Origin of the sequence: Tardiphaga sp. 285_C5_N1_2, assembly GCF_052076065.1 — a bacterium.
GTDB lineage: Bacteria > Pseudomonadota > Alphaproteobacteria > Rhizobiales > Xanthobacteraceae > Tardiphaga > Tardiphaga robiniae.
Window position 1 is genome coordinate 3682002 of record NZ_CP197241.1, and the last position, 23262, is coordinate 3705263.

A 23262-nucleotide genomic window follows, 5' to 3' on the forward strand; every position below is an offset into this window, starting at 1 on the left:
ATCATCAGCCACTTTTTTAGCATTTGAAATCAAAGGGATTTTTGAACATGGACCTGAAGCGCAAGCTGGAGATCCTGGCAGATGCCGCGAAATACGACGCGTCCTGTGCGTCCAGCGGTACCGAGAAACGGGACTCCCGCGACGGCAAAGGCATCGGCTCGACCGATGCAGGCATGGGGATCTGTCATTCTTACGCGCCGGACGGCCGCTGCATCTCGCTGCTGAAGATCCTGCTCACCAATGCCTGCAATTACGATTGCCTTTATTGCGTCAACCGGGCCTCCAGCAATGTGACGCGCGCCCGCTTCACCGTCGACGAAGTGGTGCAACTGACGCTGGATTTCTACCGGCGCAATTACATCGAGGGACTGTTTCTTTCCTCGGGCATCATCCGCAGCGCCGATTACACGATGGAACAGGTTGTCGCCGTCGCGCGGAAACTGCGCAAGGAGCATCATTTCCGCGGCTATATCCATCTCAAGACCATTCCGGAAGCCGACGATGTACTGATTACCGAGGCCGGCCAATATGCCGACCGCCTCTCGATCAATATCGAGGTGCCCGAGGAAGACAGCCTCGCCAAGCTGGCTCCGGAAAAAGACGTTCGCGCCATACGCCGCACCATGGGCCGTTTGCGGCTGAAGCTCGACGAAGCCCGCGAAGGTCGCAAGCCGACGCCGCGCGGCAAAGTCGGGCCGCGTTTTGCGCCGGCCGGCCAGAGCACGCAGATGATCATCGGCGCCGACAGCGCCAATGATTCAACCATCATCCGCACCTCGGCCAATCTGTACGGGTCATACAATCTGAAGCGTGTCTATTATTCCGCCTTCAGCCCAATCCCCGATGCGAGCCGTTCGCTGCCGCTGCGCGCCCCGCCGCTGATCCGCGAGCATCGGCTGTATCAGGCCGATTGGCTGATGCGTTTCTATGGCTTTGATGCCGACGAGATCGTCGATGACAATGACGGCATGCTGTCGCTGGACATGGACCCGAAACTCGCCTGGGCGCTGCGACACCGCGAGCGCTTCCCGCTCGACGTCAACCGCGCCAGCCGCGAAGACCTTTTGCGCGTGCCCGGTTTCGGCGCCAAGGCCGTGCAGCGGATCATCGAAACGCGCCGCATCTCGTCGATCCGCGTTGGCGATCTCGCCCGGCTGCATATCCCGCGGAACAAGGCACTGCCTTTCATCGTTCTTCCGGATCATCGCCCGGCCGTTAATTTGCTGGACGGCGCGAGGCTGGCGGAGCGGTTCAAACCGAAGGCGACGCAATTGGGATTTGGGTTCTAGAATTTCATTTCAGGAGACCCGATGCACACCATAGTGCTGGAGAGCGACACCGACTTTGAAGGCTGGCGCAAGGCGGCACGCAAACTGGCGCTCAACGACATTGCTCCCACTGACGTGACATGGACGGTTGCAGGCGCCGAGCCTGAATTGTTCTCCGCCTCGCCGGCAACGTCGCTATCCGACGCTGCAAAAGGCACGTTCAACGTTCCGGCCAAATTCGTCGAACTCGCCGAAACTGCGATCCTGCATCGCGATCCCGAACGCTTCGCCCTGCTCTATCGCCTCCTGTGGCGGCTGCGCGACAATCCCGATCTGATCCACGTCGCGATCGATTCCGACATCGCTAAATTGCAGGCGATGGCCAAGGCTGTCCGGCGCGACGAGCACAAGATGCATGCTTTCGTGCGGTTTCGCGAAATCGGCCGCGAGCCGAAGTCGCATTTCGTCGCCTGGTTCGAGCCCGAACATCACATCATCGAACTCGCGGCGCCATTCTTCGCGCGGCGCTTTGCCGACATGGCGTGGTCGATCCTGACGCCGGATCTCTGTGCGCATTGGGATGGCCATGCGATTTCCATCACGCCCGGTGTCAGCAAGTCGGATGCGCCGACGAAAGATCGGCTCGAAGAGGTGTGGCTGACCTATTACGCCAACATCTTCAACCCGGCGCGATTGAAGACCAAGGCGATGCAGAACGAGATGCCGAAGAAATACTGGCGCAACCTGCCCGAAGCCGCGCTGATCAAGCCGCTGATCGCGCAAGCTGAACGCATCACAGGTGACATGATCGCGGCAGAAGCCAGCGCGCCCAAGAAACCACAACGTCGGGAGGACACGATGGTCAAGTCGCATGCGACCAAAACGGCCGAACATACCGGGAAGGAAAGTCTTGCCGCATTGCGCGATGAAGCCGCCGATTGCCGTGCCTGCCATTTGTGGAAAGACGCAACGCAAACCGTGTTCGGCGAAGGCCCGCAGCATGCTTCTGTGATGATGATTGGCGAACAGCCCGGCGACAAGGAAGACCTTGCCGGCAAGCCATTCGTCGGACCAGCCGGACAGATGCTCGACAAGGCGCTGAAGGAAGCCGGCATTGTCAGGGACAAGGTTTATGTCACCAATGCGGTGAAGCATTTCAAATTCGTGCCGCGCGGAAAATTCCGTCTGCACCAGAAGCCGGCAACGCCGGAAATCAAGGCGTGCCGTCCCTGGTATGAGCGCGAAAAAGCGTCCGTAAGACCCGAGCTCGTCGTCGCGATGGGCGCGACAGCCGCGCAAAGCGTGCTCGGCAAGATCACGCCGATCGGCAAGACCCGTGGCCAGATTATCCAGGCTGACGACGGCACACAGGTTCTCGTGACCGTGCATCCATCCTATCTGCTACGACTGCCCGACGAGGATGCCAAGGCACGCGAATATGCGCATTTCGTCGACGATCTGCGCATCGTCGCCGCGCATCTCAGCAAATCAGCGCGCGCTGCCTGACGGTCAAATCACAAATTCACGCATCACACGCCGCGTATCCATCTCGAATTCGAGATCGACGACCGGCGGCCGCGCAAAATGCCAGGTCATGCCCTGCCGCGACGCACCGCGCTTGACCAGCTCATCGGCCACCACGGGATGGAAGTCCTGTACCGTGTAGATCTGCGTCGCAGTCGTGTCCTTCCATGAGAAGCCGAAGGCGCCGAGGCGTTCTTCCATATTGCTCATGGTCATCCGCGTTTTCTCCCGGAATGCGTCCGGCGAGGTCTCGCGATAGCGCGTGATCCGCTCGGGATATGTTCCAGGACCACCGCGCGCTTCAGCGCCACCCGCAATCACGAAAGTCGGCTTGGCACCGAGCGACGGCCGCGTGAACGAGAACGCGTAAAACGACGGTTCACTGGGCGGATCGATCTCGAGGCACACATTGCTGCGCGCGACGGGATTATTCGTGCCGTCGAAGATGCCCCATTCAGCAAGCGTCTTGACATAGTGCTCGTTGAACTTCCGGAAGCCAGCTTCGTCGACCACTGCAGGCGAGCGCAACTCGCAGGCGCAGAACGACGTCAGCGGGCGATCCGCCGCGAGAATGTAATCGGCAATACGCGCAAACCCATCGGCCAATGGCAGCCACGTGTCGAAACGAACGCGCTCGATCTCGAAATCCGCATTGGCGGCAACGCCGCTGGAATACTGAAAAACTGCGGGAAGATAGCGATAGTTGCCGGCCGGAAAATCGCGCGTCATGGGATGGGTCCTGTGGAGGCCATGCGGGCCGCCAAAAGATAATGGCGGATCGCATGAAGCGATCCGCCATCCAACCTCAAACCACGTGGCCCCGCAAGCTCAGCTTCGCAAGGCCGCGTCCGTGCGATCAGGCCGTCCGCGTGTGCTCCAGATCGAATTCCTCGATCTGCTTGGCACGTTCCGTTTCCTTGCCGGCGCGGTGATCGGTGGCGATGGCCACGTAAACCGCGGGCAGCACGAACAGCGTGAACAGCGTGCCGATCATCATGCCGGAGACGACGACGAGGCCGATCGAGAAGCGGCTCGCTGCACCAGCACCCGCCGCGGTGAGCAACGGCAACAGGCCGGTGACCATCGCAGCCGTGGTCATCAGGATCGGACGCAGACGCACGCGGGCGGCCATCTCGATGGCCGAACGACGATCGAGACCTTCCTTGAGCTGCAGTTCGTTGGCGAACTCCACCATCAGGATGCCGTGCTTCGAGATCAGACCAACCAGCGTCAGCAAACCGACCTGCGTGTAGATGTTGATCGTCGCCATGCCGAAGAACAGCGGGATCAGCGCGCCCAGGATCGCCATCGGCACCGTGATCATGATCACGAGCGGATCGCGCAGACTTTCGAACTGCGCTGCCAGCACCAGGAAGATGATGATCAGCGCGAAGCCGAACGCCACCGCGAGCTGGTTGCCTTCCTGTACATATTGTCGGCTGTCGGCGAGGTAGTCGTGATTGAAGCCCGACGGCAGTTGCTTGGCGGCGCCCTCAAGGAAGTCGACCGCCTGCCCCACCGTCACGCCGGGCATCGGCACCGCCTGGAAGGTCGCCGAATTCAGCTGGTTGTAGTGCGACAGTGCGTTCGGGTTGGTGCCCGTTTCGACCTTCACCAGCGTCGATAACGGCACCTGCTGACCCGTGATCGTCGGCACATAGTAGTTCGCCAGCGAATCCTGCGAGAGCCGCATGCCGCGCGGCACCTGCGGGATTACCTGATAGGAGCGCCCCTCGAGGTTGAAGCGGTTGGTGTAGTTGCCGCCGAGCAGCGTCGCCAGTGTATTGCCGATGCTCGACATCGTAATGCCGAGGTCGTTGGCCTTGGAGCGATCGATGGAGACGCGCACCACCGGCTGATTGAAATCGAGATCGCTGTCGCTGACGATGAACAGGCCGCTCTTGCGCGCGGTGTCCTTCAACTTGACCATCTCTTCATAGACCGACTGGAAACCGTTGGTCGAGCTGATCACCATCTGGATCGGCAGACCGCCGGGACCGCCCGGCAGCGCCGGAAGGTTGAATGCGAAGGCGTTGACGCCCTCGATCTTGCTGAGTTCGGCCTGCACCAGCGGCTTCAGCTGCGTGGACGAACGCTTGCGCTCGTCCCACGGCTTCAGCAGCATGCCGGCGATACCGTTGCTCGGACCGTTGGTGCCGTTGATGATGAAGCGCAGATCGGTTTCCGGGAACTTCTTGAACGCCTCGTCCATGCGATCGCCATAGAAATCCGCGTAGTCGATGTTGGCGTATTTCGGTGCCTTGGTCACCGCAAACAGAATGCCCTGATCTTCCTCGGGCGCCAGCTCCTTCGATGTGTTCATGTACATGAAGCCGACGAGACCGAGGATCACAACGGCGAACATGGCCGTGATGGGGCGATAGTCCAGCGAGCGATCGAGCTGCCGCCCATACCAGCGCGTGGTGGCGCCGAACACCTTGTCCACCTTCTTGGCGAACCAGCCCGGCTCTTCCTGCTTCAACAGCACCGAGCACATCATCGGTGACAGCGTCAGCGCGATAACGCCGGATACGATCACCGAGCCCGCCAGGGTGAAGGCGAATTCGCGGAACAGCGCACCGGTCAAACCGCCGATGAAGCCGATCGGCGCATACACCGCCGCCAGCGTGATGGTCATGGAGATGACCGGACCAACGATCTCGCGCGCGCCTTCCAGCGACGCCTGCACCGGCGATTTGCCCTCCTCCAGATGGCGGTGGATGTTCTCCACCACCACGATGGCGTCGTCGACCACGAGGCCGATGGCGAGCACCATCGCCAGCAGGGTCAGCAGATTGATGCTGAAGCCCATGACGAGCATGAGGCTGCAGACGCCGACCAGCGACAGCGGAATCGTCACCACCGGAATGATGACCGAGCGGAACGAAGCCAGGAACAGGAAGATCACCACGATCACGATGCCGACGGCTTCGATCAGCGTGTTCTGAACTTCCTCGATCGACGACGTGATGAACTTGGTGGAGTCGTAGGCTACCTTCATCTTCAGCGATGGCGGCAGGTTACGCTCGAGTTCGGGGAACAGCGCGCGCACGCCCTTGACGATGTTGAGCGGATTGCCGAGCGGTGTCGCCTGCACGCCGATAAAGATCGCGCGCTCGCCACTAAACGCCACGCTCGCGTCCGTACTCTGCGCGGCAAGCTCGATGGTGGCGATATCCTCCATACGAACAAAGCCACCGTCCTTGGCTTTCACCGTCATGCGCTTGAATTGCTCGACGTTCTGCAGGTCGGTATTCGCCGTCACGTTGGAGACGATGTAATAGCCCTTGGTCTGACCGGCTGCCGCCTGGAAGTTGTTGGCGCGGATCGCCGCAGCGACATCGTCCGGAGATACACCGCGGCCCTGCATGCGCAGCGGATCGAGCCACAGGCGCATGGCGAAGGTCTGACCGCCGAGGATTTCGGCCGACGCCACGCCGTCCACCGTCGACAGGATCGGCTGCACCGCGCGCGTCAGGTAGTCGGAGATCGCCGAGCCAGACAGTTCCTCACTGGAGAAGCCGAGATACATCACCGCCGTCGTCGATCCCGTGGACTTCAGAATGACGGGGTCATTCGCTTCGCGCGGGATCAGATATTTGACCGAATTGACCTTCGACAGCACTTCGGTGAGCGCAGCATTGGGATCGACGTTGAGCTTGATATAGACCGAGATCAGGCTCTGGCCCTGCGTCGACGCCGACGTCATGTAGTCGATGCCTTCAGCAGCCGCGACGGCCTGCTCGATCGGCGTGGTGATAAAGCCCTGCATCAGGTCCGGCGACGCGCCGGGATACACCGTGGTGACGGTGATCACGGTGTTCGACAGTTTCGGATACTGACGGATCGGCAGGCTGGTTGCAGCCTTGAAACCGATCAGCAGGATCAGCAGGCTGACGACCAGCGCCAGCACCGGGCGCTTGATGAAGATATCCGTGAAGACCATTGCGGTCGCTCCGTCATCGGCACCGTCTGCCAGCCATCACAGGCCGCGCGACGATGCGAGAAAATTCATTCAGATGAACCGGGACGGACCGCATTTCGCGGCCCGTCCATCGGGTTTCAGTTCAGCGGCGGCTTCGCCGGAATCTGCGGCAATGGATCGGTCGAGATCGACACCAGCGCGCCGGACTGCAACTTGAGCTGTCCGACCGCCACGACGCGATCGCCGGCTTTCAGGCCCTGCGTGATCACCGCACGGCCATCGATGCGATCGCCAGTGCGCACGAAGGTACGCACCGCCGAGAGCTCGGTCTTGCCATCGTCGGTCTTCTTCTCGGTGATCAGGTAAACCGAGTCACCATAGAGCGTGTAGTCGACTGCGGTTTCCGGCACGGTGATCACAGCCGGTTTGTCCGGCAGCACGACGGTCGTGGTCGCGAACATGCCCGGCTTCAGAATGCCTTCCGGATTCTGCAGCGTCGCCTGAACACGAATGTTGCGCGTATCCGCACTGATCTGCGGCTCGATCGTGGTGATCTTGCCCTCGAACTTGCGGCCCGGATAAGCGTCCACCGAAATGCGCACGGCCTGACCGACCTGCAGCTTGCCGGAGTCTTTTTCCGTGACCGTGAAGTTGTTGTAGACGGCGGACAGATCGGTGAGCGACACGATCTGCGTGCCGGCCGTCAGGTACTGGCCGACTTCGACCCGACGCGTGCCGAGCACGCCGTCGAACGGCGCGCGCACCTGCTTCTGCGAAATCACCGCTTCGGTCTTGGCGATATTGGCCTGTGCCTGATCATACGCCGCCTGCGTGGTGTCGACGGTGGCCTGCGGACCCACCTGACGCTCGGCGAGCTGTTTGGCGCGGTCGAGATTGATGCGCGCCACGGTGGCAGCCGCCTTGAAGTTGGCGAGGTCGCCCTGGTCCGGTCCGTCGAACAGTTGCACCAGCGGCTGGCCGGCCTTGACGGTCGCGCCCGCGGTGAACTGGATGTCGGTAATGCGGCCATTGACGTCGGAGGTGACGTTGACCTGATGCACAGCGGCGAGATCGCCGACGGCGCTGATCAGGTTGGGCACGACTTCGGATTTTGCATCCGCAACGCTCACCACAGTCGGCGGCGGCTTCATGGTGGCGAAGAACTGCTTGATCATGTGGGCGCGGAACGCGTTGAAGCCCACCAGGCCGCCCACCAGTATCGCCAGCAGGATGCCGACGATGATGAACCAACGCACCATCCGCGGACGCGGACGGGGCTTCTCGACAGTCGCACGCGGCGCCGTAGTGCTGTTGGGTTCGGTCGTGAGTGTCATGTCATGCGCTTTCTGTCGTAGTCGCTGGCATCAGGTACGCCGGAAGCTCGCGATCGATATACGTCGCGATCGCCGTGTCTTTCAGTCCGATACCGCGGAGAATAAACTCACAAAGTTGCCGCTCGTTGTCGGCGGTGCTGGCATAAGGCAAACAGGGAACCGAGGGAAGGCGCGATAATGCCGCCATCATCGCGGTGTGGTGCGCGAACCAGAAAAGACCCATCGGCTCTTTTCCGATCCGGACCGCGTCGTTTGTCCGGACAGCGTCTTCAAGTGACGCCGTAAAGGTCGGGCCGATCAGCTCGCCGATCTTGTCAAACAGCAGCCGGGCGAATTCGCCGTCCTGCAACTGGCTGATGACCATTAGCCGCAGGCGCTGTGCCTCTTCATGATCGGGATCGGGATCGCGCGGAATGTCGAGGAAGTGCCCGACCATGCCGCGAATCAAAATCACCAGCGTCTCGGTCGACGGCGGCAGACCGAGCAGCTTGTTCAGTCCGGGATCGGCTTCGCATTCCTCCGCCAGGATCTCGGCATAGAGCGCCGACTTGGTCGGGAAGTGCTTGAACAGCAAGCCTTCCGAAATCGACGCCGCAGCCGCCACGCTCTTGGTCGTAGTGCCGGCAAATCCATTGCGCGCAAAGCATCGCTTCGCCGCGCTGAGGATCAGCTCGCGCCTGAGGTCATGGGTCATTCGAAGTGTGCTCATAGCGTCGTGAGTAAGCACTCACCTCTATTCGTGTCAAGAAAATGGTGCATCGCATCCGGAGAATGACTGCAGGTGGTATCTGGCCGCCACAGTGTTGCATTCTCGCGACGCCAATGCGCCCGAGTTATGCGGTCCCCTCAAGATGAGGTGTGGCAGCGCGCCGTGAGGCACAAAGGGTGGTTTTTATCGCCATCCGCTCCGCCGGAACGCCGGTAATCCGCAACCGCGCAACGCCACACCGCAGACAAGTTTACGCAGTCTGCGACTGCTATGGGCGATTTCTGTCCCCGGGACCGTGCTTCCTGGGACGTGGCGCCGGCCGGTTTCCCCGCTTTTGCTTGTCCCAGTCCAGCCGTTTCCGTCAGAGCCTGTAGTGGGCCCGGACGGCTACCCAGGGCCTCCCGAGTGCGCGAGGGAACGTCTCCTCCCGCCCGTAGACGCCGCAATCCCAGCTCCACCTCAAGACGCCTCTAGAAGCGCCCTCGCGAACTGGATGAGCGGAGGACAATCCTTCTAGGTATATTGTCAAGATGTATAGGAAAAAATGTTTAAGCTCTACCCTCTCAATTGTCATTCCGGGCTCGCGCAAGAGCGCGCCCCGGGAATGTTGAGAGGTTCGTGCGTTTCGGCACTACACCGTGAGTTACACCACCGTCTTGTGACGCTCAATGCAGGTCGTCAGCACCTCGTCCATCGACTTGCTCCACCAGTTCTCTGAGAAGATTTCGATCTCGGAGTAACCGGCGAAGCCCTGCGCCTCGACAGCCGCGCGGGCGGATTTGATATCGATCACGCCGTCGCCCATCATGCCGCGGTCGTTGAGGATATCCTTGGTCGGCACCAGCCAGTCGCAGACGTGAAATGCGAGCAGACGATCCTGTCCTGCCCGCGCGATCTGCGCATGCAGCTCCGGGTCCCACCAGATGTGATAGACGTCGAGGGCGACGCCAAGCATACCGGTGCGGTTGGGATCGAGCCGGTCGCAGATGTCGAGCGCCTGTTCGGTGGTGTTCACGCAGGCGCGATCGGCGGCGTAAGCCGGATGCAGCGGCTCGATGGCCAGCGGCATCTTTGCCTGCCTGGCGTATTCCATCATCTCGGCGATGCCATCATCGACCTGCGCACGCGCATTGATGATGTTCTTCGACGGCGCAGAGCCCGGCCGCGAATATTGCGGCAGGCCGCCGACGACCAGCACGATGCACGGTGAGCCCAATGCCACCGCTTCATCGACGCAGCGCTTGTTGTCGTCGCGCTGCTGCTGGCGATGGGCTTCGTCCGAGACGAACATGCCGCCGCGGCAATAGCCGGACAGTTCGAGGTCGTGGTCCCGCAGCGCCTTCACGGCCTTGTCGAGGCCGACATGAGCGACCTGGTCACGCCACGGCGAAACGCCGCGGATCTTGTGCCGGGCACAGGCTTCTGCAATGGCGACAAAGTCGCCCTGCTTGCGGACCGTCGCCGTGTTCAGCGACAGCCAGCGATGGTCGTTGGAAAAGTCACGCATCTCAGGCTTCGATCCCACGTGTTGCCATGATCGCCTTCATGCGCTGCGTCGCCAGTTCGGGATTGGACAAGAGACCGGCCTTGTCGGCGAGACGGAACAGTTCGGCGAGATGCTGAGTCGAGCGCGTACTCTCCTGCCCGCCGATCATGGTGAAGTGATCCTGATGGCCGTTGAGATAGGCCATGAACACGATGCCCGTCTTGTAGAACCGCGTCGGCGCCTTGAAGATATGACGCGACAGCGGCACTGTCGGGCCGAGCACGTCGTGGAAGCCGGCCTCGTCGCCCGCAGCGAGACGCGACAGCGCATAGGACGCCGCCGGCGCGATGGCATCGAAGATACCGAGCAGCGCATGGGAGAAGCCCTTATCGTCTCCGGCGATCAATTCTGCATAGTTGAAATCATCGCCGGTATACATCTTCACTTCGGGCCTGAGACGGCGACGCATATCGATCTCGCGCTGTGCATCGAGCAGCGACACCTTGACGCCATCGACCTTGGCGGCGTTACGGTTGATGACGTCGACGGCAATGTCCATCGCGGTGTCGAGGCTCGGCGTACCCCAGTAATTGGCCAGCGCCGGATCGAACATGTCGCCGAGCCAGTGGATGATCACCGGCTGCGCCGACTGCGACAGGATACGGTCATAGACGCGACCGTAATCCTCGGCGCTCTTGCCGAGCTTTGCCAGCGCACGCGACGCCATCAGGATGATGCGGCCGCCGACCTTCTCGATCGCTTCGAACTGCTGTTCATAGGCCTTGATCACGTCGTCGATCGACTTGGCATCTTCCACCGCAAGGTGATCAGTACCGGCGCCGGAGAACACCAGCGCACCACGCGGCTTCGCCGCCGCGACGGAGCGCGTGATGAGTTCGAGCGAGGTCGGCCAGTCCATACCCATGCCGCGCTGCGCGGTGTCCATCGCTTCTGCGACGCCGAGACCGAGATCCCAGACGTGTTCACGAAATGCGATGGTGCGGTCCCAATCGATGGTCTGATTGAGCCACGGATCGCATTCCGCCAGCGGGTCGGCAACGATATGTGCCGCCGAGAAAGCGATGCGGTTCAGCGTGCCTTCCAGCTTGGCCGGAAACGTGCGCGACGCTGCGAGACGATAGGTCTCGATCGAACGATCGGCCTTCGGCAGTTTCAGCGACAGCGTTGAGCCGGTGGACGTGGGCATGACTGGCTTGTTCATGACGAACCTCAGACCTTGAGCGTGGGAACGTCGATCCAGCGACGCTCCTTCCAGCTTTCCAGCGCGCATTCGACGAGCTGCACGCCCTTGGCGCCTTCGAGCAGCGTGTACTTGTAGGGCGCATCCTCGCAGACGTGACGGATGAACATTTCCCACTGTTCCTTGAAGCCGTTGTCATAGACGGCGTTGTCTGGAACCTTCTGCCAGTCGGCATAGAAGTCGTGGGTACGCTTCTCGTCGGGATTCCAGATCGGGCGCGGCGTCGCCTGACGGGCCTGGATCATGCACTCGGTGAGACCGGCCACGGCCGAACCGTGGGTCCCGTCGACCTGGAAGGTCACGAGATCATCGCGATAGACGCGCGTCGCCCAGGACATGTTCATGTGGGCGATGACGCCGCCCTTCAGCTTGAAGGTGGCGTAGGCAGAGTCGTCGGCAGTGGCCGTGTACTTCTTGCCCTGCTCGTCCCAGCGCGCCGGGATGTCGGTGGTGCCCAAGCACGTCAGGCTCTCGACTTCGCCGAACAGGTTGTCGAGCACGTAACGCCAATGGCAGACCATATCGAGGATCATGCCGCCGCCGTCTTCAGCGCGGTAGTTCCACGACGGGCGCTGGGCTTCTTGCCAATCGCCTTCGAACACCCAGTAGCCGAACTCGCCGCGTACCGAGAGCATCTTGCCGAAGAAGCCAGAGTCACGGAGCATCGCAAGCTTCTTCAGGCCGGGCAGGAACAGCTTGTCCTGCACCGTACCGTGCTTAAGGCCCTTGGCATTGGCCTTCTTGATGACGTCGAGCGCGGCTTCGAGATTGGTCGCGATCGGCTTCTCGCAATAGATGTGCTTGCCGGCCTCGATGGCGCGGTTGAGCAGGCCCGGGCGTGCCTGCGTGGTCGCCGCGTCGAAGAAGATGCTGTCGTTCTTGTCGGCGAAAGCCTTGTCGAGATCAGTGGTCCAGCGCTCGATGCCGTACTTCTTGGCGAGGCCTTCGATCTTCTCGGCATTGCGACCGACCAGGATCGGATCCGGCATCATGCGGTCGCCGTTCTTCAGGGTCACGCCGCCCTGCGCACGGATCGCGACGATCGAGCGCACGAGATGCTGGTTGAGACCCATACGGCCGGTGATGCCGTTCATGATGATGCCGAGGCGGTGGACAGCCATAGTCAGGACTCCTGGAGAACTTTAGTTTGAGAATGATCGGATGAAGCGAGCTGGAGTGGCGCCAGCGCCGACCAGTCCGGATGTGCGCCGGATGCAAATCCGGCAGAGTTCAGCGATCCCGTGAGGAGATCGCCGTCGTGAATCGATAGACGGATGGTGTCGCCGTCGCGGCGGTAGAGATCGGCATGCGCCGTCAGGAAGGCCTCGGCCTCCTCCGCTGGTGCAGTACCGAAACCATCGACGTAGTGATGGCCGTTGCGCTCGGCATGGGTGACGCCAATCAGCGCGCCAAGCGCGAGATCCTGCTGCACGCCAAGCCCGGCCTGGCAGGTGAGATCCTCGCCGGTGATGAAATGGTTGAGACCCTGCGCGCTCCACGCGGCAGCACGGGTCGCATTTGCAATCGACTTGTAGAAGCCCTTGCAGGATTTCGAGGAGATGCCGCGATAGCCCAACGCCTTGGCGGCGGGGAATGCATCCCAATTGTCGTCAGCCTCATCAATGATGAAATTGCGCGACGACAATTGGCCGAGCGGCGACTCGCGCGTGATATCGCGCGGCATCGGCTGCTCGATGTAAAGTAGCCTGGATGCAATCGGCGCCAGTGCGCTGTCATTGTCGAGGCGATCGACCAGCGCGCCGAGCGCGTTGAGATCGGCATATTGCTCGTTGGCGTCGAGCGTCACCTGATAATCGTAAGGCAGCGTCGTCAGCGCATTTCCGATCCGGGTCAAACGTGCGGCGTCTGCCGCGGGATCGCCGTTCATCTTGAGCTTGAAGTATCGTGCGCCGCTATTCTCACGGGGGTCGGCGACACCGCCCTCGCCTTCGATCACATCATCGAGGCCGACGGTGTGGCGCAGCGCGACGCGCTCAAGCCGGTGACGGCTGGCCAGGAACGTCGCGATGTCGTCGGCGCCGAGATCGGGAGCAAGACGCGCGGTAAGACCGGCGACGTTGGCCTTCATGCCCGTGAAGAAATCCGTGCCCAAGCCACGCAGCAGTGCGTCGAGCACAGCCTTGTCGATTTCCGCCGGACCGAAGCTTGCAGCCAGCGGTGGAATGTCCAGTTCGGCGCCGGCCTTCATCTGGTCGCCGATGCAGGCCGCATACAGACCAAAGGCCGAAATGAAACCCGACTGCGCGCGATAGAGCTCTTTCGCGATGACCAGCGACTGCCGCAGCTCGTTCACGGTGTCGCCGATGGCCAGATGCGGCCGCTTGTCGAACCACTTCGGCACCATCAGCTCGGCTGAGGCGCCGACGAACACGCCTTTGCCTTCGACCTCGACCTCGACCCGAACGAACGCCTGCGGCGCTGCATTGACCGTCACGGCGCCAAAGCGAAACGGTCGCACGAACGCCACGTGGCGCTCGAACAGCGTAATGTCTCGCAAGGCGATCCGTGCCGACATGGACATGGGCGCTAGTCCAGCGTGCTGTTGGTCATGAAGTGCTTGCGGATGCGTGCGACCAGATCGGTGAAGATCGGGTTCGACATCGCATCGAGCGTGCGCTCGCGCCCGAGCGGCACGTCATAGATCGCGGCAATGCCGCCGGGGCGCTCGGTCATGACCAGCACCTTGTCGGCCAGAAACACCGCTTCCGGGATCGAATGGGTGATGAGGAGAATCGTCTTGCCGGTGGTACGCTGAATACGCGACAGCTCGACATTCATCTTCTCGCGCGTCATGGCGTCGAGCGCGCCGAACGGCTCGTCCATCATCATGATCTTGGGATCGTGCACCAGCGCGCGGCAGATCGAGGCGCGTTGCTGCATGCCGCCGGACAGCTGCCACGGCAGCTTCTTCTCGAAACCTTCGAGGCCCACCATCTTCAGCAGTTCCTTGGCGCGCGGGATATATTTCTCGCGCGACAGGTTCTTCATATCGATCGGCATCAACACGTTGTTCAGAATGTTCCGCCACGGCAGCAGCAACGCATTCTGGAACACGATGCCGACATCGCCATGGGGTTCGGTGACCTTGTTACCGTCGACGTGGATTTCGCCGGATGTCGGCGCAAGAAGGCCCGAGATCAGTTTGAGCAGCGTGGACTTGCCGCAGCCGGATGGGCCGACCACGACGAAGAACTCACCGTCATTGATGTGGAAGTCCAGGGGACGCAGCGACTGCACCTGGCCGTCGCCGGTCCCATAGGTTTTGGAGACGCCGGAGAGATTGATCCCCGACGCCTTTGATGGTGCGGACTGCTCGGATACGACGCGAAGATGCGCACTCGGTTGATCGACGCTCATGGTCCTCATCGCTGCAGTCATTACGGCTAGTCCTGTTGATTTCGTCAGTTCGGTCGAGATAACCGGGCCGGTTACTTCGGCAGATATTCGTTGGTGTAGAAGGCCTTCGGATTTTCCTTGGCCTTGGCTTCCAGACCGCCATATTCGACCATCAGCTCTACCGATTCCTTCATGTTCTGATCGGTGACCTGGAACGGGCGCTTACCCTTGGTTTCCGGCGTGGTGTAGAGCGGGATGGTGAGTTCGAAGCCCTGGGTCAGGGTCTCGATCTTGCCGCCCTTCGGGTTGGCATCGAGGATCGACTGCGCGGCAGCCTTCGGCTCCTTCGACGCAGCTTCGACGGCCTTGGTGGTGGCCGACATGAAGCGCTTCACGAGATCCGGATTGGCCTTGGCATAGTCGGTATTGGTGATGATGCCCGACGACACCAGATGAATGCCGTAATCGGCGAACTTGATCGGATACACATCCTTGCCGGTGGCATCCTTGATCTTCATGGACTGGTCCATGACGTAGCCGAGCAGCAGGTCAGCCTGGCCGTTGATGACGGCGTTGAGCTTGGTCTGTCCGTCGCCGGCGACGGTCTTGAAATCGGATTCCTTGAGGCCCGCCTTCTTGAGGAACAGCGGCCAGATCTGGGTCATGGAATCCGCCGGCGTGATCGCCACGGTCTTGCCCTTGATGTCGTCCGGCTTCCTGATGTTCTTGTCGACGAAGCCCATCACCGACATGGCCGAGGTCTGCAGCAGCACGCCGGTGGCGATCACCGGGGCGCCCTTCACGGCTGCGCGCATCATGGTGGGAACGTCGACATAGCCGAAGTTCACGCTCTTGGCGGCAACGGCCTGCACGGTGGCCGCCGAACCGCGGCCTTCCTGGATGTCGAGATCGATGCCTTCGGCTTCATAGATGCCCTTGGCCTTGCCGTAATAGAACGGCGAATGCTCACCATAGACATACCAGTTGAGCATCAGCGTCACCTTGTCGGCCGCAGCGGCCGGCGTGGCGAGTGCGAGCGTGACGGTGATCGCGGCAGTCGAAACAGCAGTAACCCATTTCAGCATTTTTAGCCTCCCATTGAAGCAGGTGATCGCGGCCCGTTTCGCCGGACCGCTTGTTTGGAAATTGCGCGTCCCCGATCAGGACCCGATGAAGACATCCGCGCGCTGACTGACATGCCAGGGAATCGCAAAACGTTCGATGCGATCGACCAGCCAGAACAGAATGACGCCGAGCAGCGCGAGGATCACGAGAGCCGCAAACATCGTCGGCAGATCGAAGGTGCCGATCGAGCGCTGCAGCACATAGCCGATGCCGGAATTGGAGCCGACGAATTCGCCAACCACCGCGCCGACGACGGCGAGTGTGACGGACACCTTGAGACCGGAGAAGATCGCCGGCAGTGCGTGCGGCAGGTTCACCGCGCAAAATACACGCAAGCGGCTGCCCTTCATGGCGCGGGCAAGATCGACCATGTCGGGATCGACCGACTTGAAGCCCTGCACCGCCGACACGACGACCGGAAAGAAGCCAAGCAGGAAGGCTGCAATGATCTTCGGCACGATGCCGAAGCCGAACCACACCACGAACAAGGGCGCGATGGCGACTTTCGGAATCGACTGCGAGAACACCAGCAGCGGATAGACATAGCTCTCGACGGTCCGCGAACCGGCGATCAGCATGGCAATCGGGATGCCGAACACGGCCGAAGCGAGAAAGCCGAGCAGCGTGGCGTAAGTCGTGGGCCCTGACTGCGCGAGCAGCTCGGGCCAATCGGTGTAGAGCACCTTCACGACGTCGCCGGGCGCAGGGATCTGATAGGCAGGAATGTTGAAGATGCGGATCGCGAGATCCCAGCCGACAACGATCATCACCAGCAACAGGAATGGGCGCAGCCATGAGGCGTTCAGCAGCTTCGATACACTGCCGGGTGCTTTCTTCTCACTCACGCGTCTCGTCTCCCAGATGCCGGCTTCGCGGTCGCATTTAACTCGTTGGATAAATACAGCGCATGGCTTCGCCATTGTCAATTGGGCGCTTAACTAGCGAAAATTACACAATGATTTCAGGCGCTTTGGCGCGTCGGGGTGTGGACAACCGATGCCGGGGGCAACTGGAATTCGGCGACCGAACGCCCGGTGAGCGCCGCCAGGACCAGCGCCACCATATGCGCCAGCCGCTCGTCCCTCGCCTCCTTCGCCAGCAGATCCCTGCCGAAAATCACGCTGAGCGTGGCGTTGTTGCCGATATAGAAAAAGCTCAGCGCGGCGATGGAAATGTAGAGCTGCACCGGATCCATCGCGACCTTGAAATCGCCTGACGCGACGCCGCGCAACACCACCGTGCGGATCATCTCCACGAAGGGCGAATGCATCGACTTCACCTTGGTGGAGCGCTTGATGTGCTTCGCGCGCTCCAGATTCTCGGTGTTGAGCAGCGCGAGGAATTCCGGGTTGCGAATAAAGTAGTTCCAGGTGAAGGCGATCAGGCTCTCGATGGCCTCAGGCGGATCGAGATGTTCGAGATCGAGCGTGCGTTCTTCGGCGCGGATCTGCTCATAGGCACCTTCGAGTACCGCAAGATAGAGCGCATCCTTGTTGCCGACGTGATAGTAGAGCATGCGTTTGTTGGCGCCGGCCTGCGCAGCGATGCGATCGACGCGCGCACCGGCGAGGCCCTTGCTCGCGAATTCCTTCTTGGCAGCCTCGAGAATGCGCAGACGCATCCCTTCCGGGTCACGCTGCCACTTCAATGCTTTCTTCGGCGCTTTTTTAGTTGTTTTTGCCAAACCCGGATCCCGTCGCTCAGCGGAATGACGCAACAGCCGCACGTCTATCGCGTGTAGCATGCGTTTGCCCGCTTGAGAACAAAGCATGTTCCGGGCCATATGCGCAAACGGGCATCGCCTTTTGCGGGTGTCGTCGCTATCACTGCCCTGCCCCAACCGGACCTGCTTGTGCCTGCCATCATCACAAACCCGTTCTTCTATGCCGTCGCCATTCCGGCGGTGATTTTCCTTGGCCTCTCCAAAGGCGGCTTCTCGGGCGTCGGCATTGCCGCCACGCCGCTACTGGCGCTGTATCTGCCGCCGCTCGAGGCGGCCGCATTGCTGCTGCCGGTGCTGATCACGCAGGACCTGATCTCGATCTATGTCTATCGCCGCGAATGGGACGCCTCGAATCTGAAGATCATGTTGCCGGGCGCCGTCGCCGGCATGACGCTGGCGTGGCTGCTTGCCTCTTATATTTCCGACAATGCCGTGCGTATCACCGTCGGTCTGATCGGCCTCATCTTCGTGATCGACGTCTGGCGCAAGCGCGCCAGAATCGAACCGACCCGCATGGGCCCGGCCGGTGGCGTATTCTGGGGCGCGGTATCGGGTTTCACATCCTTCATGACTCAGGCCGGCGGCCCGCCATTTCAGGTCTATGTGCTGCCGCAGCGGCTGCCGAAGCTGGTGCTGGTCGGGACCACGACGATCTTCTTCGCCGTCGTCAATGCGCTGAAGATCGTGCCCTATTTCGCACTCGGCCAATTCCACGCCGGCAATTTCGCGACATCGCTGGCGCTGCTGCCGATGGCCATCATCGCGAACTTCATGGGCATCTGGCTGGTGAAACACACGCCCACCAATCTGTTCTACAACATCGCCTATGCCCTGCTGCTGGTGATCTCGCTGGTGCTGCTGTGGCAGGGCTGTTCGATGTTGTGGCGGTAGGTGGCAATACGTAGGATGGGTAGAGCGCAGCGAAACCCATCGCTTTCATGCGTTTAAATGATGGGTTTCGCGAAGACGCTCTACCCATCCTACACCTCTACACATCCTTCCCCGTCCGCTCGATCAGCAGCGTCGGAATTCCGCAGGTGCCATCGCGGAGGCTGACAACACGGGTGCCCGGCTTGCGGCCACTACGCACCTCCGACACGTTGACATGCGCGGCGAGCAAGCGCTCGCGGACGGCATCCGCGTCAGCGACGCGCCAGGTCATGCCCCAGAGCTTGTCGCGATTCTTGTCGGCCTTGTCGTCGGGGCGATGCACGACCTCGACGATCAGATCGCCGCAGCGGAAGAACATCAGATGGCCCCACTCCGGATTGGAGCGATCCAGTGCCATGTCGAGGCCCAGTCGCGCGCCATAGAGCGCAGCGGCGCGCTCCGGATCCTGCGTGGCGACAACGATATGGTCGAGGCCAAGGAACGGCGCATCGCCCACCGGGGGCGACACCGGACGCTCGTCGGACAGTTCGAGAAAGAATTGCCGGACACCGCGCGTCGCGTCCGTCGCCGCACGGGTACGCTTCCAGGAGAGTGTGGCGCCGGTCTCGGTATCCCTGCTCTCGACCTCGGCGATGGGATCAGGCTTCAGCGCCAGGCGATCGAGCCGGTGATGCATCCCAGCGATATCGCCAGTCCGGAAACAGATACTGGCCAGCGTCGCACCCTGCTCCGGCAGCACGGCCCTGATGCGATCGGCGGCCGGGCCGTGACCGACAGGCGCCATCAGCTCGACCGACATGTTGGCCACCGTGAAGATCGCCATGGCCGCACCGTCGCTGGTGCTGCGCCAGGCGGGCGCGCGGGCGAACAGGGTCTGATAGGTGGCGATCCCCACCTCCAGATCCTCCAGCAAAATGACGACGTGATCCAGCCCGGTGATCATCGCATCCCTCCCGTCTTCGTGGCGTTGTTGTGATCGAACTATGCCAGTTTTCGAGCCGCAATGCTGAAAACCGACTCCGCCCGGCTGCGGCATCGCACAATTTCGGTGGTGACCTCGTCGCAACCGCTGTTAAGCTGACTGATGCGCCGTCTCCGGACGGGTGCAGCCATCCCTCAGGCGAGACGGACGGATTCATGAAGGCACTCTTTATCGGACAGACCTATATCGACGTCACGTTCATCACCGACCATATGCCGACCGGCGACGAGAAGCATGTCGCCTCCGACTATGCCGTGTCGTTCGGCGGCAATGCGGTCACCGCCGCCTTCTGCTGCGCCAAGCTGGGCATCGTGCCCGATCTCATCGCCACCGTCGCCAATGACTGGCTCGGCCGCATGTTCATGGACATGTCGGCGAAATACGCCATCGAGGTCCATCCGCGCAAAGTGGCGAGTTCGTCGCTGTCCTTCATCATGCCGAAAGACGGCAAGCGTGCCATCGTCCGCTGCCGTGACGACGAACACATCCATCCCTTCCCGCTGCTCAATCTCGGCGCCTGTCGCGCGCTGCATATCGACGGCCATCAGCCCGATGCCGCGATCCACTACGCGAAGCTCTGCCGCGAGGCCGGCATCCTCACCTCACTCGACGGCGGCGGATTGCGCACCAACACCCATGAGTTGCTTGAGTTCATCGACGTCGCCATCGTCGCCGAACGTCTCTGCGAGCAGATGGACCTGACGCCGGAGAAGATGCTCGACTATCTCAAGAGCCGCGGCTGCCGCGTCGGCGGCGTCACGCTCGGCGAGAAGGGCCTGCTCTGGTATGACGAGGCCGGCACAGTGCACACACTGCCCGCGCTGCCGATCCCGCGCGAGAAGGTGATCGATACCAATGGCGCCGGCGATGTTTTCCACGGCGCTTACGTCTATTCATATCTCGCCAATCCCGGCCATAGCTGGGCCGAGCATTTCAAATTCGCGCGGGCCGCATCGACCTTCAAGATCCAGCGCCTGGGCAATGAAGCGGGACTGCCGACATTGTCGGATATCGCGGCGGTGCGTGAGGAATATCGGGCGCAGGTGTGACCACCATGGGCCGGATTGTCGTCGCCGGCAGCATCAATATGGACGTGGTCGCGACAGCCGACCGCCATCCGGCAATCGGTGAGACTGTAGCAGGCCGCGAGGTGTTGTATTTTCCCGGTGGCAAGGGCGCCAATCAGGCCGTTGCTGCGGCGAAACTTGGTGCAGCGACCATGCTGATCGGCTGTACCGGCGCGGATGCCTTTGGCCGCGACACCAGGGCATTTCTGGCCATGCAGGGCGTCGATCTCGCTTACGTGCGTGAGGTCGCTGGCGCCGGCACGGGAACAGCGATCATCACCGTTGCGAAAGCTGAGAACACCATAGTTGTCATTCCCGGCGCCAATGCGTTGGTCAATGCGACCGATGTCGCCGCGCCTGCACTCCGAAAAGGCGATGTCGCCGTCAGCCAATTCGAGATTCCGCTGCCGGCCATCACGGCTTTCTTCACGCGGGCGCGCGCATCCGGTGCAACGACGATTCTCAATCCGGCACCGGCGATGCCGATTGAACGTGAGCTGATGGCTCTGGTGGATATTCTGATCCTCAATGAAAGCGAACTCGGCCTGCTTGCAAGTCTCGAACTGCACGACACTGATCCCGATGCGCGCTTCATCGCCGCCGCATCGACATTGCAAACCGATCATCGGCCGAACATCTGCATCACGCTGGGCAAGCGCGGCGCGATCGCGCTGATCGATGGCCGGGTCCACCTCGAAGCCGCCCGCATCGTGAAGGCCATTGACACCACCGGTGCCGGCGACTGTTTCGTGGGGGCTGTTGCCGCAAAGCTTGCGGATGGACATTCACTGCAGAGCGCCATTGGCTATGCTAATGTCGCCGCCTCGCTTTGCGTACAGCGGATGGGCGCCGGGCCGTCGATGCCGACAGCGAAAGAGGTGTCGGCGGCTGCCGGCTAGCGTCAACCCTTCCCCTTCGCCGTCATGAAGTCGAAATCGCAGCCGTCATCGGCCTGCAGGATCGTGGTGTGAAACAGATGCGCATAGCCGCGCTTCGCCCAGTCCGGCGTCTTCGCTGGCGGGAGCGCAGCCTGGCGCTTCGCAAGCTCGGCATCGTCGACCAACAGATCGATCGACCGTTTCGCCACATCCAGACGGATCATGTCGCCGTTCTTCACAAGCGCCAGCGGGCCACCCACGGCGCTCTCCGGCGTGATGTGCAGCACAATGGTGCCGAAGGCTGTACCGCTCATGCGCGCGTCTGAAATACGCACCATGTCCTTCACGCCGGCACGCGCCAGCTTCATGGGGATTGGCAGATAGCCGGCCTCAGGCATGCCCGGTGCGCCCTTGGGACCGGCATTGCGCAGCACCAGCACGTCATCCGCAGTGACATCGAGATCAGGGTCATCGACGCGGTTGGTCATGTCCTCGACGGACTCGAACACAACAGCACGGCCGGTGTGCTGCATCAGCTTGGGCGACGCAGCGGAATGCTTGATGACCGCGCTGCGCGGCGCCAGATTACCGTGCAGGATTGCCAGCCCGCCTTCGCGCTTGATCGGATTGTCCTTCGAGCGGATCACGTCCTGGCCCGGCACTTCTTCGGCATTCGCCACGATCTCGCGCAATGTCTCGCCGGTGACGGATTTCGCGTCGAGATCGATGAGATCGCTGAGCTGCGCCATCAGCTTCGGCACGCCGCCCGCGTGATGGAAGTGCTCCATATAGTGATCGCCGGACGGCTTCAGATCGACCAGCACCGGCACGTCGCGGCCGAGCTCGTCGAAAGCAGCGAGATCGATCCGGTTCGGCGTGCGGTTGGCCATCGCCGTGAGATGGATGAGCCCGTTGGTGGAGCCACCGATCGCCTGCAACACGACCTGCGCGTTACGGAACGAACCCGGCGTCAGAAATTCACTCGGCTTCGGCCCCTTGTTCTTGGCGAGCGTCGCGGCAACCTTGCCGCTGGCTTCGGCAGACCGAAAGCGCTCCGCATGCGGCGCGGGAATGGTCGCACTCATCGGCAGCGACAGACCCATCGCCTCGGTGATGCAGGCCATGGTCGACGCCGTGCCCATCACCATGCATGTGCCAACCGACGGCGCGAGGCGCGCATTGACGTCGTCGATTTCCTGCTGGTCGATCTCGCCGGCGCGGAACTTGCCCCACATGCGCCGGCAGTCGGTGCAGGCGCCGAGCACTTCTCCCTTGTGATGGCCGACCACCATTGGGCCGACCGGGATCACCACCGTCGGCAGATCGACCGACAGCGCTGCCATGATCTGCGCCGGCAGCGTCTTGTCGCAGCCGCCGATCACCACCACTGCATCCATCGGCTGCGCCTTGATCATCTCCTCGGTATCCATCGCCATCAGATTGCGCAGATACATCGAGGTCGGATGGGCGAAGCTTTCGCCGATCGAGATGGTCGGAAACACCATCGGTAGCGCGCCAGCCAGCATCACGCCGCGCTTCACGGCCTCGATGATCTGGGGCGAATTGCCGTGGCACGGATTGTAGTCGCTATGGGTGTTGGTGATGCCGACGATGGGCCGGTCCAGCGCATCGTCGGAATAACCCATGGCCTTGATGAAGGCCTTGCGCAGGAACAGCGAGAACCCGGCATCACCGTAACTGGTCAGCCCCTTGCGCAATCCGTCGGCCATGT

19 protein-coding genes are annotated in these 23262 nt (G+C 61.6%); 5 read left to right on the plus strand and 14 right to left on the minus strand.

What is annotated here, in order from left to right; genetic code table 11:
- Nucleotides 1-47 precede the first annotated feature (47 nt).
- Nucleotides 48-1289 (plus strand): putative DNA modification/repair radical SAM protein, encoded by a 1242-nt coding sequence (locus tag AB7951_RS17630; RefSeq protein WP_441255947.1) that lies wholly within the window; start codon nt 48-50, stop codon nt 1287-1289.
- A 21-nt stretch (nt 1290-1310) separates the two neighbouring features.
- The gene (locus AB7951_RS17635) at nt 1311-2774 is read left to right on the plus strand and encodes a UdgX family uracil-DNA binding protein (protein WP_439061345.1); all 1464 of its coding nucleotides are present in this window, start codon (nt 1311-1313) and stop codon (nt 2772-2774) included.
- 3 nt (nt 2775-2777) lie between these two features.
- On the opposite strand, the gene cnbZ is transcribed toward AB7951_RS17635, so the two are convergent.
- The 12 genes from cnbZ to AB7951_RS17695 all read right to left on the minus strand — a co-directional run bounded on the left by cnbZ (nt 2778) and on the right by AB7951_RS17695 (nt 17610).
- The gene (gene cnbZ, locus AB7951_RS17640) at nt 2778-3521 is read right to left on the minus strand and encodes a 2-amino-5-chloromuconate deaminase CnbZ (protein ID WP_309949107.1); all 744 of its coding nucleotides are present in this window, start codon (nt 3519-3521) and stop codon (nt 2778-2780) included.
- A 127-nt stretch (nt 3522-3648) separates the two neighbouring features.
- Nucleotides 3649-6738: a MexW/MexI family multidrug efflux RND transporter permease subunit gene (locus AB7951_RS17645; RefSeq protein ID WP_089266965.1), complete on the minus strand. Its 3090-nt coding sequence runs from the start codon at nt 6736-6738 to the stop codon at nt 3649-3651.
- Nucleotides 6739-6854: 116 nt separating this feature from the next.
- A complete protein-coding gene (locus tag AB7951_RS17650) occupies nt 6855-8051 on the minus strand; it encodes an efflux RND transporter periplasmic adaptor subunit (protein WP_089266964.1) in 1197 nt (398 codons plus the stop codon).
- 1 nt (nt 8052) lies between these two features.
- Complete coding sequence (locus AB7951_RS17655; RefSeq protein ID WP_439061344.1) at nt 8053-8760, minus strand: TetR/AcrR family transcriptional regulator; 708 nt, start codon at nt 8758-8760, stop codon at nt 8053-8055.
- A 643-nt stretch (nt 8761-9403) separates the two neighbouring features.
- Entirely contained in the window at nt 9404-10267 is an 864-nt protein-coding gene (locus tag AB7951_RS17660) for a sugar phosphate isomerase/epimerase family protein (protein WP_439061343.1), read from the minus strand.
- Nucleotide 10268: 1 nt separating this feature from the next.
- Complete coding sequence (locus AB7951_RS17665) at nt 10269-11468, minus strand: dihydrodipicolinate synthase family protein (protein ID WP_439061342.1); 1200 nt, start codon at nt 11466-11468, stop codon at nt 10269-10271.
- An 8-nt stretch (nt 11469-11476) separates the two neighbouring features.
- Nucleotides 11477-12628 (minus strand): Gfo/Idh/MocA family protein, encoded by a 1152-nt coding sequence (locus AB7951_RS17670; RefSeq protein WP_089266960.1) that lies wholly within the window; start codon nt 12626-12628, stop codon nt 11477-11479.
- Between the two features lie 2 nt (nt 12629-12630).
- Nucleotides 12631-14043: a hypothetical protein gene (locus AB7951_RS17675; protein WP_439062637.1), complete on the minus strand. Its 1413-nt coding sequence runs from the start codon at nt 14041-14043 to the stop codon at nt 12631-12633.
- Between the two features lie 11 nt (nt 14044-14054).
- Complete coding sequence (locus AB7951_RS17680) at nt 14055-14906, minus strand: ABC transporter ATP-binding protein (protein WP_439061341.1); 852 nt, start codon at nt 14904-14906, stop codon at nt 14055-14057.
- A gap of 50 nt (nt 14907-14956) precedes the next feature.
- Entirely contained in the window at nt 14957-15949 is a 993-nt protein-coding gene (locus tag AB7951_RS17685; RefSeq protein ID WP_089266958.1) for an ABC transporter substrate-binding protein, read from the minus strand.
- A gap of 75 nt (nt 15950-16024) precedes the next feature.
- Nucleotides 16025-16756: an ABC transporter permease gene (locus tag AB7951_RS17690; protein ID WP_246297556.1), complete on the minus strand. Its 732-nt coding sequence runs from the start codon at nt 16754-16756 to the stop codon at nt 16025-16027.
- Between the two features lie 194 nt (nt 16757-16950).
- Complete coding sequence (locus AB7951_RS17695; RefSeq protein WP_439062636.1) at nt 16951-17610, minus strand: TetR/AcrR family transcriptional regulator; 660 nt, start codon at nt 17608-17610, stop codon at nt 16951-16953.
- Nucleotides 17611-17841: 231 nt separating this feature from the next.
- On the opposite strand from AB7951_RS17695, the gene AB7951_RS17700 reads away from it, so the two are divergent.
- Nucleotides 17842-18603 carry a TSUP family transporter gene (locus tag AB7951_RS17700; protein WP_441255948.1) on the plus strand — a complete coding sequence of 254 codons (762 nt, stop codon included), beginning with the start codon at nt 17842-17844 and terminating at the stop codon, nt 18601-18603.
- Between the two features lie 97 nt (nt 18604-18700).
- Here the strand turns inward: AB7951_RS17700 and AB7951_RS17705 are convergent, their stop codons facing one another.
- Nucleotides 18701-19546, minus strand: a complete 846-nt coding sequence (locus AB7951_RS17705; RefSeq protein WP_439061340.1) for a VOC family protein — start codon at nt 19544-19546, stop codon at nt 18701-18703.
- Between the two features lie 194 nt (nt 19547-19740).
- Here AB7951_RS17705 and AB7951_RS17710 point away from each other — a divergent pair, with 194 nt between their 5' ends.
- Nucleotides 19741-20634 (plus strand): sugar kinase, encoded by an 894-nt coding sequence (locus AB7951_RS17710; protein ID WP_089266953.1) that lies wholly within the window; start codon nt 19741-19743, stop codon nt 20632-20634.
- 5 nt (nt 20635-20639) lie between these two features.
- Nucleotides 20640-21551, plus strand: a complete 912-nt coding sequence (locus AB7951_RS17715; RefSeq protein ID WP_439061339.1) for a ribokinase — start codon at nt 20640-20642, stop codon at nt 21549-21551.
- Between the two features lie 2 nt (nt 21552-21553).
- On the opposite strand, the gene AB7951_RS17720 is transcribed toward AB7951_RS17715, so the two are convergent.
- Nucleotides 21554-23260: an IlvD/Edd family dehydratase gene (locus AB7951_RS17720; protein ID WP_439061338.1), complete on the minus strand. Its 1707-nt coding sequence runs from the start codon at nt 23258-23260 to the stop codon at nt 21554-21556.
- Between the last annotated feature and the right edge of the window lie 2 nt (nt 23261-23262).

Coding starts and splice junctions, on each gene's coding strand:
- AB7951_RS17650 (WP_089266964.1), bottom strand. CDS start 8,051: ATGACACTCACGACCGAACCCAACAGCACTACGGCGCCGCGTGCGACT.
- AB7951_RS17660 (WP_439061343.1), bottom strand. CDS start 10,267: ATGCGTGACTTTTCCAACGACCATCGCTGGCTGTCGCTGAACACGGCG.
- AB7951_RS17695 (WP_439062636.1), bottom strand. CDS start 17,610: ATGCGTCTGCGCATTCTCGAGGCTGCCAAGAAGGAATTCGCGAGCAAG.
- AB7951_RS17690 (WP_246297556.1), bottom strand. CDS start 16,756: ATGATCGTTGTCGGCTGGGATCTCGCGATCCGCATCTTCAACATTCCT.
- AB7951_RS17635 (WP_439061345.1), top strand. CDS start 1,311: ATGCACACCATAGTGCTGGAGAGCGACACCGACTTTGAAGGCTGGCGC.
- AB7951_RS17680 (WP_439061341.1), bottom strand. CDS start 14,906: ATGACTGCAGCGATGAGGACCATGAGCGTCGATCAACCGAGTGCGCAT.
- AB7951_RS17720 (WP_439061338.1), bottom strand. CDS start 23,260: ATGGCCGACGGATTGCGCAAGGGGCTGACCAGTTACGGTGATGCCGGG.
- cnbZ (WP_309949107.1), bottom strand. CDS start 3,521: ATGACGCGCGATTTTCCGGCCGGCAACTATCGCTATCTTCCCGCAGTT.
- AB7951_RS17675 (WP_439062637.1), bottom strand. CDS start 14,043: ATGTCGGCACGGATCGCCTTGCGAGACATTACGCTGTTCGAGCGCCAC.
- AB7951_RS17685 (WP_089266958.1), bottom strand. CDS start 15,949: ATGCTGAAATGGGTTACTGCTGTTTCGACTGCCGCGATCACCGTCACG.
- AB7951_RS17630 (WP_441255947.1), top strand. CDS start 48: ATGGACCTGAAGCGCAAGCTGGAGATCCTGGCAGATGCCGCGAAATAC.
- AB7951_RS17670 (WP_089266960.1), bottom strand. CDS start 12,628: ATGGCTGTCCACCGCCTCGGCATCATCATGAACGGCATCACCGGCCGT.
- AB7951_RS17705 (WP_439061340.1), bottom strand. CDS start 19,546: ATGATCACCGGGCTGGATCACGTCGTCATTTTGCTGGAGGATCTGGAG.
- AB7951_RS17655 (WP_439061344.1), bottom strand. CDS start 8,760: ATGAGCACACTTCGAATGACCCATGACCTCAGGCGCGAGCTGATCCTC.
- AB7951_RS17645 (WP_089266965.1), bottom strand. CDS start 6,738: ATGGTCTTCACGGATATCTTCATCAAGCGCCCGGTGCTGGCGCTGGTC.
- AB7951_RS17715 (WP_439061339.1), top strand. CDS start 20,640: ATGGGCCGGATTGTCGTCGCCGGCAGCATCAATATGGACGTGGTCGCG.
- AB7951_RS17710 (WP_089266953.1), top strand. CDS start 19,741: ATGAAGGCACTCTTTATCGGACAGACCTATATCGACGTCACGTTCATC.
- AB7951_RS17665 (WP_439061342.1), bottom strand. CDS start 11,468: ATGAACAAGCCAGTCATGCCCACGTCCACCGGCTCAACGCTGTCGCTG.